This is a genomic window from Dellaglioa sp. CoH-57-MRSF-22, from assembly GCF_056781895.1.
Genome location: NZ_JBXAXT010000220.1, coordinates 1 through 269, shown reverse-complemented (window position 1 = coordinate 269; position 269 = coordinate 1). Strand labels below are relative to the sequence as shown.

Genomic DNA, 269 nt, shown 5'->3' with positions numbered 1-269 from the left:
CGAATCATTCTGCAAAAGGCTGATCACATAGTCACGGATCAGCCGTTCTGTTGCGCTGTAGTACATTTGATTTCCTTTACCAGATCGTCCACCATCTTCGAATACCATCCCATGAGGAAAGTTTCCCACAGGCGTTGGACCATTTCTACCGAATACTGCTCAGCAGCCGCATTCCAGTGCTGCGCCACGTTATTGGGCCTGAATGTCTGTTCGAAATAGCTTCGAGCCGCACCCAGCATTGTGGAATCGACTACAGGCCACTTTATATC

1 protein-coding gene is annotated in these 269 nt (G+C 49.1%); it reads right to left on the bottom strand.

Going from position 1 to position 269, the window contains the following annotated elements:
• Positions 1-38 precede the first annotated feature (38 nt).
• Positions 39-269: hypothetical protein (locus AC1RPR_RS08860; protein WP_438451342.1), on the bottom strand; the 231-nt coding region annotated here is incomplete at its 5' end.